The 6,813-nt window shown below is 71.8% G+C and carries 4 protein-coding genes and 1 pseudogene; 2 read left to right on the top strand and 3 right to left on the bottom strand.

The window, feature by feature from the left end:
* The 3 genes and pseudogenes from N4P33_RS13730 to N4P33_RS13720 all read right to left on the bottom strand — a co-directional run.
* Positions 1-961, bottom strand: a pseudogene (locus N4P33_RS13730) (BREX-2 system phosphatase PglZ); the annotation flags it as partial.
* On the bottom strand, positions 958-4,890 hold the full coding sequence (locus tag N4P33_RS13725; protein ID WP_260826689.1) for a hypothetical protein: 3,933 nt from the start codon (positions 4,888-4,890) through the stop codon (positions 958-960). The gene N4P33_RS13725 and the pseudogene N4P33_RS13730, both read right to left, overlap by 4 nt.
* A 164-nt stretch (positions 4,891-5,054) precedes the next feature.
* The gene (locus tag N4P33_RS13720; protein ID WP_260826688.1) at positions 5,055-5,513 is read right to left on the bottom strand and encodes an ATP-binding protein; all 459 of its coding nucleotides are present in this window, start codon (positions 5,511-5,513) and stop codon (positions 5,055-5,057) included.
* Positions 5,514-5,820: 307 nt separating this feature from the next.
* On the opposite strand from N4P33_RS13720, the gene N4P33_RS13715 reads away from it, so the two are divergent.
* Complete coding sequence (locus N4P33_RS13715; RefSeq protein WP_260826691.1) at positions 5,821-6,582, top strand: helix-turn-helix transcriptional regulator; 762 nt, start codon at positions 5,821-5,823, stop codon at positions 6,580-6,582.
* Positions 6,579-6,788, top strand: coding sequence for a DUF397 domain-containing protein (locus N4P33_RS13710; RefSeq protein WP_260826687.1), 210 nt, complete (start codon positions 6,579-6,581; stop codon positions 6,786-6,788). Before N4P33_RS13715 ends, N4P33_RS13710 begins: the two co-directional genes overlap by 4 nt.
* Positions 6,789-6,813 lie beyond the last annotated feature (25 nt).

Here is a 6,813-nt window from a genome sequence, read left to right as displayed (position 1 = left end):
CGGCGGCGAGCCGGTCGGCGCGTTCCAGGACGGCCACGACCCGGGAGCGGGCGGGGCCGGCCGGTGCGGTGGGGCCCTCGGCCTGGGCGATCCACCGGGTGAGGACGCCCGTGGCGGCGTCGGCGAAGGGCCGCAGCGTGTCGAAGGAGGCGAGGGCGGGACCGAACAGGGTTCCCAGGGCGAAGCCCGCGGCGTCCGAGGACCGTGAGCCCAGGGCGGCCGAGGCGAGCACCCCCAGCGGCAGCGCGTCACTGCCCCGGCCCTCGGCGGCGAGGGTGAGCAGGGTGGGGGCGGCGGGCCCGACGGTCCGGGCGAGCCAGGTCTCCAGGCCGCGCTGCTCCTCCTTTGACAGGGCGGCGTAGAGGGACGGCCCGGCCGGGGTGCGGGTCCACGCGAACAGCGCGTCGGCGTCCAGGTCGAGAGTGTCGGACGCGGGGTCGCCGAGCCCGAGGCGTGCACCGAGCAGGGCGCGCACGGCCCGGTCGCGGGTGAGGACGCTGCCGACGCGGGGCCAGCCGTCGAGGGGCTCGGCCTGGAGCAGCGCGTCGAGCAGCCAGTGCTCGCCCAGCATGCGCGGATCGAGGTCGGCGGCCCCGAAGAGCTGGGCGACGATCTCGGCGCGGTCGACGGGCAGCGGATGCCGGCGCACCGCGTGGGCGCGCAGGTCGAGGCCGAGCTGGTCGGCGGGGACGGTTCCGGTGACGACGAGCACGCTGTCGTCGTCCGCACCGTTCGCGAGGTGGCGGTGCCAGGCCTCGGTGACGCCGAGCGGGGAGTGCTGGTCGGTGACGACCACGCGGCGCAGCCCGCCGCCGACCGCGACGGTGAACTCGGTGTTCACTTCTTCCGGATCCCACACCGCGTCGACCAGGACGAGCCGGCCGGTGGGCGCGTGCTTCAGCTCGGTCTGGAGCAGCACCTCGATGGCGCGTCGGCCGGCGACGGGCCGGGTGGTCGTCACCGGTGCTCACCGTCCGGCTCGGCACGCCAGGTGATCTCCACCGGGGTGTCCGGGTGCAGGGCGCGGAACGCCTCGATCTCCTCGCGTACGGCGTTGAGGTCGGCGCGGAGTGCCGCGGGACCGGGGGCGATGACCCGGCGGGCGGCCCGCACCGGGCCGGATCCAGCGGCGCCCGCTCCGGACTCCTCCGGATCCCAGGACAGCGGCTCCTGCTCGCCCCTCACCGGTCCCGCGGGCTCGGAGGGGACCGGCGGGGTGCCGTGCTCGGACAGCGGGATCCGCCCCGCGTCGGTCACCGGGGTCGGTCCGGCCGGGACGTCGACGCCGGCGGGCCGCTCCAGTTGCAGGGCGGCGTCCAGCAGGGCGTGCCCCGTCTCGCGGAGCTCGCCGAGCACGGGGATCAGGGACCGCTCGCGCTCGGGGGCGCGTGCGGCCTCGCCGATGCGGTCCATGAGCCGCTGTGCGCGGTCCCCGATGCTGTCGTCGCGGCCGGTGAGCCCGTGCACGCTGGACAGCAGCCGCCAGTTGGTGCCGTCCAGGGCCGCGAGCACGTCGGCGGCACTGGCCATGGCGTGGGACAGCTCCCGGGCGGGCGTCTCGTACGTGGCGGAGGCCAGCTCGCGGACCAGGCCGGTGGCGTCGTCGGTATGGCGCACGAGACGGGCGAGCAGGGCGGCGGCCTCGCGCAGGATCCGGGTGCGCTCGGCGGTGCCGTCCCCGTCGAGTCCGAGCAGCGTGGCGTGCCGCTTGAGCACGGTGCGCACGTCGCCGACGCTCTTCTCGTACGCGGTCGCCGTGGCCAGGACGTCGGCGGCGAGCCGGTTGACGTTGCGTGCGAACAGGCCGGGCTTGGCGGTGACGCCGAACAGCAGGCCGGCGCGGTCGCGGGCGGTGGCGTACTCGTCCTGGGTGGGCAGCTGCTGGGCGCGCAGCTTCCAGCCGAGGCCTATCTCGGACAGTGGGGGAGGCGTGGTCTCGGTGCCGGAGTACAGCACCCAGGAGCGGTCGTCGAACAGGGCGTAGGCGGCGATGAGCAGGCTGGAGACGTGCTTGTCGAGGCCGCGCAGACCGAGGTCGTCCCTGATCCAGTTGCGGATGTCCTCGACCGCGAGTTCGTCGAGCGAGTCGAGTTCGCCGCGCTCCCTGTGCGCGGAGGCGGCTCGGTTGATCTGTGAGCGGAGCTGGTTGTCGCCGCGCACGACGAGCGGGCCGTCGTGGACGGTGCCCAGCTCCAGGGCCTCGACGACGCGCTTGACGGTCCGCAGTTCCTTCGGCTCGACTTCGACCCGGCCGCCCTCGTCCATGGCCCGGGTGAGCCACTTCAGAGCGGTGGTGAGTTCGGCCGGGGTGACGGCGCGGGGGGTGCTGCCGGGTCCCGGTCCGAAGTCGGGGTGCTTGTCGTAGAGGGCGGAGAACATGCCGTCGGCGAGCTGCGTCACCGTCTGGTCGAACGGCTTGCTGCCCTCGGTCTGCGGGCGCGGGAACTCCGGCTGGAGGGACAGCACATGCCGTCCGTCGGGCACCTCGGCGCCCCGCGTGCCCTCTTTGGCCTCGGCGAGTCCGTACACCTCCCGCAGCGATTCCACGAGGGTGCGGGTGAGGTTCTCGCGGGCGTGCTCCAGCTGGCGGCGGGCCTTGGCGCGGTCGTCCGGCGGGAAGTTGCGGGTGAAGTCGGACAGCCGGTCGCGCTCCAGCAGGAAGTTGATGCGCATGAGGCGGCCCAGCTGGGCCTTGCGCTGCTCGGAGAAGTGGTCGCACAGCCAGACCAGCACGGGGGCGCCGGGGTGCGACCTGCGCAGGTCGGCGACGCGTCGGTGGGCGTCGTCGGGGGAGCGGCCGGTCTCCTCGTCGTAGGGGCAGTCGAGGATGATCCGCAGGTTGCCCGCGGTGGCCGGTTCGAAGGCCTCGTCCGCGACGCTGCGCGGGTCACGGACCAGACCGAACACGAACTCCACGGTGCGCTCGGAGCCGCGCCACACGATCTTCTTGTCGTCGAAGAGCTGCCCCTGCCGGCCGGTGAGCCCCAGCTCCTCCCACAGCCGCTCGCGCAGCCAGGTGCGCCGCACACCGCCTTTGTCCTCGCCGACGACGGCGTCGATGATCGGCTCGACGTCCAGGTCGGACAGGTGGAGCGAGAACACCGGGTCGTCCTTGCCCTCGGAGCGCAGTTCGCTCGGGAACTCGCCCTGCAGGGCCCGCATCCGCTCGACGACCTTGTCCTGTACGGGTACGGCCCGGGAGCGCAGGGTGCCGTGGTTGAGGGCGGCCAGCCGGCCGGCGGTCAGGCGGCGCAGCGCGGGCACGTCGGGCGCGAGGGCGGCGAGCAGCAGAGTCTTGACATAGCGCTCATCGGCGACGAAGTCGGGGTGCTCGGCGTGGCCGTACTTGCGCAGCAGGAAGCGGCGGGCCTTGGTGTGGAAGCGGCGGGCGGTCTCCGACTCCTGCTGGAGCCTGGCGGTGAACGCGGTGCTGGTGTTGTCGACGAGGACGTCCCACAGGTCGCCGAGCGGGATCAGCCGGCCGATCTCGGCGTCGGCGTTCCGCTCCAGCAGCTGCTGCACCAGCTTGAGACCGGTGCGTTCGCGCTGGAGCGCCCCGGACAGGGCCACGAGCACGTTGAGCAGGGCCGGGGAGAGCGGGTAGACGGCCCGGAAGTCCTCCCAGCCGGCGCCGGTGGCGCCCTCACCGTCGAGGAGTACGTCCTTGACGAGCTGCCCCGCCTTGTCGATCCCGGCGAACGCGGTGTCCAGCACCCGCTCCTGCCCGGGGAGCGGCTTGAGGACGCGCTCCTTGATGATCTCGGGGAGGTTGCGGTCCTCCAGGTCGATGACGGTGACGCGTTCCTTCAGGTACTCCAGGGCCGCCTGGAGGTTCTCCACGTCCGAGCCGAGGATGTCGGAGCCCACCAGCTGGGACAGATCGCGCTGACGGGAGATGAACGAGATGATCGGCACCGGCCGGTCGGGGTTGCTGGACTCGATCAGTTTGACGAGCTTCTGGATCTCGTCGTTGATGAACGTGCGGTCGGCCATCCGGGCCTGCAGCCACAGCACCAGCTCGTCGAGGAACAGCACCACACCGTCGTAGCCGAGCAGCCGGGCGTGCTTGCTCATCTCGCTGAGCCCGTCGTCCAGCGCCACGTACGCGGCCGCGTCACCGCTGACCGTCTCCGCGTAGTGCTTGTTCGGCCCGTTGAACAGGGCGGTCAGCAGCTGGTCACGCTGCGGGTCACCGGCGGGCGCGCGGAAGGCGGCGTCGAGGGCCGCGGTGGTCCAGCCGACGGCCGGGGCGACGCCGATGGGCTTCAGCTCGTCGTCATCGTCGTCACCGTCATCATCGTCCTTTACGGCGGTCTGCGGGGCGGCGACTGGTGCGGGGAGCAGCCCGATGAACGCCTCGTCGCCGATCTTCGCGCGCAGCTCACGCGCGTCCGCGAGCAGCGAGTCCGCCCGGAACACCAGCGGCGTGGGCGCCTCGGGCCGCTCCCGGCGCACCGTCTTCACATAGCCGCCGAGCAGCGCCGACTCCAGGCTGGCGGCACCCACCAGGTGGTACGGCACCATCAGGAACTTCTTGCCGGGCAGCCAGTCGGCGTTCTCGGCGACGACCTCGCGCAGCCGCGCCTTGCCCTCGACCGCCGGGTCCCCGTTGAGCACGGCGTGCAACACGGTCAGGAAGTGGCTCTTACCGGCACCGAACGAGCCGTGCAGATACGCGGCGTGCGAGGCGTTCTTGCGCAGGGCGCTGCCGACCAGCTTCAGGGCCTTGCGGAACTCCCCCTGGAGCTGCTCCGTGACCACGTAGTCGTCGATCGACCCGGCCGCCTCGTCCGTGAACCCCTCGGACAGGGCGATCTTGAAGTCCCCGGAGTGAAGGTCCTCCTTGATGTCGAGGACATCCCTCAGTACGACCCCGCTGCCTCGCGCCATCAGCCGCTTCCGCTCCCCACAGCCTTCTCACGCCCGGCTGCCGCGGCCGGGCTCCCGGCGGGCGCTGGCCTTCGCCCGCGCCCGCGCACACCACGTCCGTCTATCCTGCCAGGGCCGCGGGTGCCGGTGGGACGGCCGGGAAGGACGGCCGGGAAAGGCCAGCGTCAGGACGAGGCCGCGGGACCGTCCGCGCGCAGTACCGCCCAGACGGTCTTGCCGGGCGCGCCTGTGCGGGCCGTCACACCCCAGGTCTCGGCGAGCGCGCCGACGATCAGCAGACCGCGCCCCGTCTCCTCGTCGTCCCCGGCCGCTTTGACGACCGGGTCGCGCTCGCCCCGCGTGTCACTGACCTCGATCCGCAGTCGCCCATCGTCCCGGACCAGCCGCAGCAGCGCGTCTCGCCCGGGCACCCGGCCGTGGGTGACGGCGTTCGCTGTGAGTTCGGCGACGACGAGACTCGCGCCGTCGTTGACCTCCGAGCCGTACGGGTGGCCCCAGCAGTCGAGGCAGTACGCGGTGAGGCGGCGGGCCAGCCGCGCGCCGCGCGGGGTGGAGGTGAAGCGCAGCTCGAAGGTCGTGTCGGCGGGGTGCGTGGCGGTGCCGGTGGGGGGCGTCGGTGTCATGCGTCGAAAGTGGCGCAGGAGGACGGGCCCTGACCAGCATCTTCGGCCGTACGGGACGGGACTCTCGGGGTGGGCGGCGTGGCTGTCGTAGGCGTACCGGATCACCCGTGCGGGAGAACGTCGGGCGTTCGGCCCCGGAGCCGGTCGGCATGTCCCTACGCTGCGAACTCACTGTCGGTGAGTGGAGTTGACCTTCCGTGATGTCGAGGGGGCGAGGGACTTGGACCTGGTGGACGGGACCGACACGGTGGATGCCGCGGACGGCGTGGACCCGGGGAACGGGTTCCTGCGCTGCTTCGGCCGCCAGATGAAACTGCTGCGCGAGGCAGCGGGCCTCACGCAGGCGGAACTGGGGGCGCGGGTCGGGTACGGGGAAGCGCAGATCGCGTCGGTCGAGCAGGGGCGGCGCATCCCCAAGCCGGAGCTGGTGGACGCGGTGGACCGGGTGGTGGGTGGGGGTGGGGTGCTGTCGGCTATGAAGGGGGAGGTGGGGAAGGCTCGGTATCCGGGGTTTTTCCGCCGATACGCCCAGCTGGAAGCCCAAGCAACGAAGTTGCATGCGTACGACAGCCACGTGATCAAGGGGCTACTCCAGACCCAGGACTACGCGCGGGCAGTCTTCGAGATGTGGCGCCCGATCCTCGACGCGGAGACAATCGAGCAGCGTGTCGCCGCTCGCATGGATCGACAGAAGCTCTTCGCCAAGCGGCCCGCGCCGCTCATGAGCTTCGTCATCGAGGAAGTGGTGCTACGACGGCCCTTGGGCGGGCGTGAGGTGATGCGGGGGCAACTGGAACATCTGCTGCTGCTCGGGCACGAGCGGAACATCGAGATCCAGGTCATGCCGACCGATCGTGAGGAGCACGCGGGCCTGGCAGGAACGTTCACATTGCTCCAGATCGGAGACCAGCGCAGGATGGCCTACATGGAAGTGCAGGACGAGAGCGTGCTGCACTCGGACCCCAAGAAGGTGGGGGTCCTCGAATCGACCTATGGCACCCTGCGGGCGCAGGCACTCACCCCGAGGGAGTCGCTGGCCTTCATCGAGCAGCTGTTGGGAGAGCAATGAACACGCTGGATTCCGCGCCGTACGTACGTGAACTGGTCTGGGTCAAGAGCAGTTACAGCGCGGGCAATGGTGGGGACTGCGTCGAGGTCGCCCGAACGACTGGGGCCATCCACGTACGGGACTCCAAGCGGACCACGGGACCGGTCCTGACGGTTGCTCCCACGGAGTGGACTGCGTTCCTGAGGATGGCGGCGGGGCGCGACTGACCGAGACGCAGACGCTTGAGGGGGT

The organism is Streptomyces sp. 15-116A, from assembly GCF_025290915.1.
Lineage (GTDB): Bacteria > Actinomycetota > Actinomycetes > Streptomycetales > Streptomycetaceae > Streptomyces.
This window is presented reverse-complemented; position numbering and strand designations above follow the sequence as displayed.

Bases quoted from the DNA above. Each gene is read 5' to 3' on its own strand.
- N4P33_RS13710 (WP_260826687.1), top strand. From the start codon at position 6,579: ATGAACACGCTGGATTCCGCGCCGTACGTACGTGAACTGGTCTGGGTC.
- N4P33_RS13725 (WP_260826689.1), bottom strand. From the start codon at position 4,890: ATGGCGCGAGGCAGCGGGGTCGTACTGAGGGATGTCCTCGACATCAAG.
- N4P33_RS13720 (WP_260826688.1), bottom strand. From the start codon at position 5,513: ATGACACCGACGCCCCCCACCGGCACCGCCACGCACCCCGCCGACACG.
- N4P33_RS13715 (WP_260826691.1), top strand. From the start codon at position 5,821: ATGAAACTGCTGCGCGAGGCAGCGGGCCTCACGCAGGCGGAACTGGGG.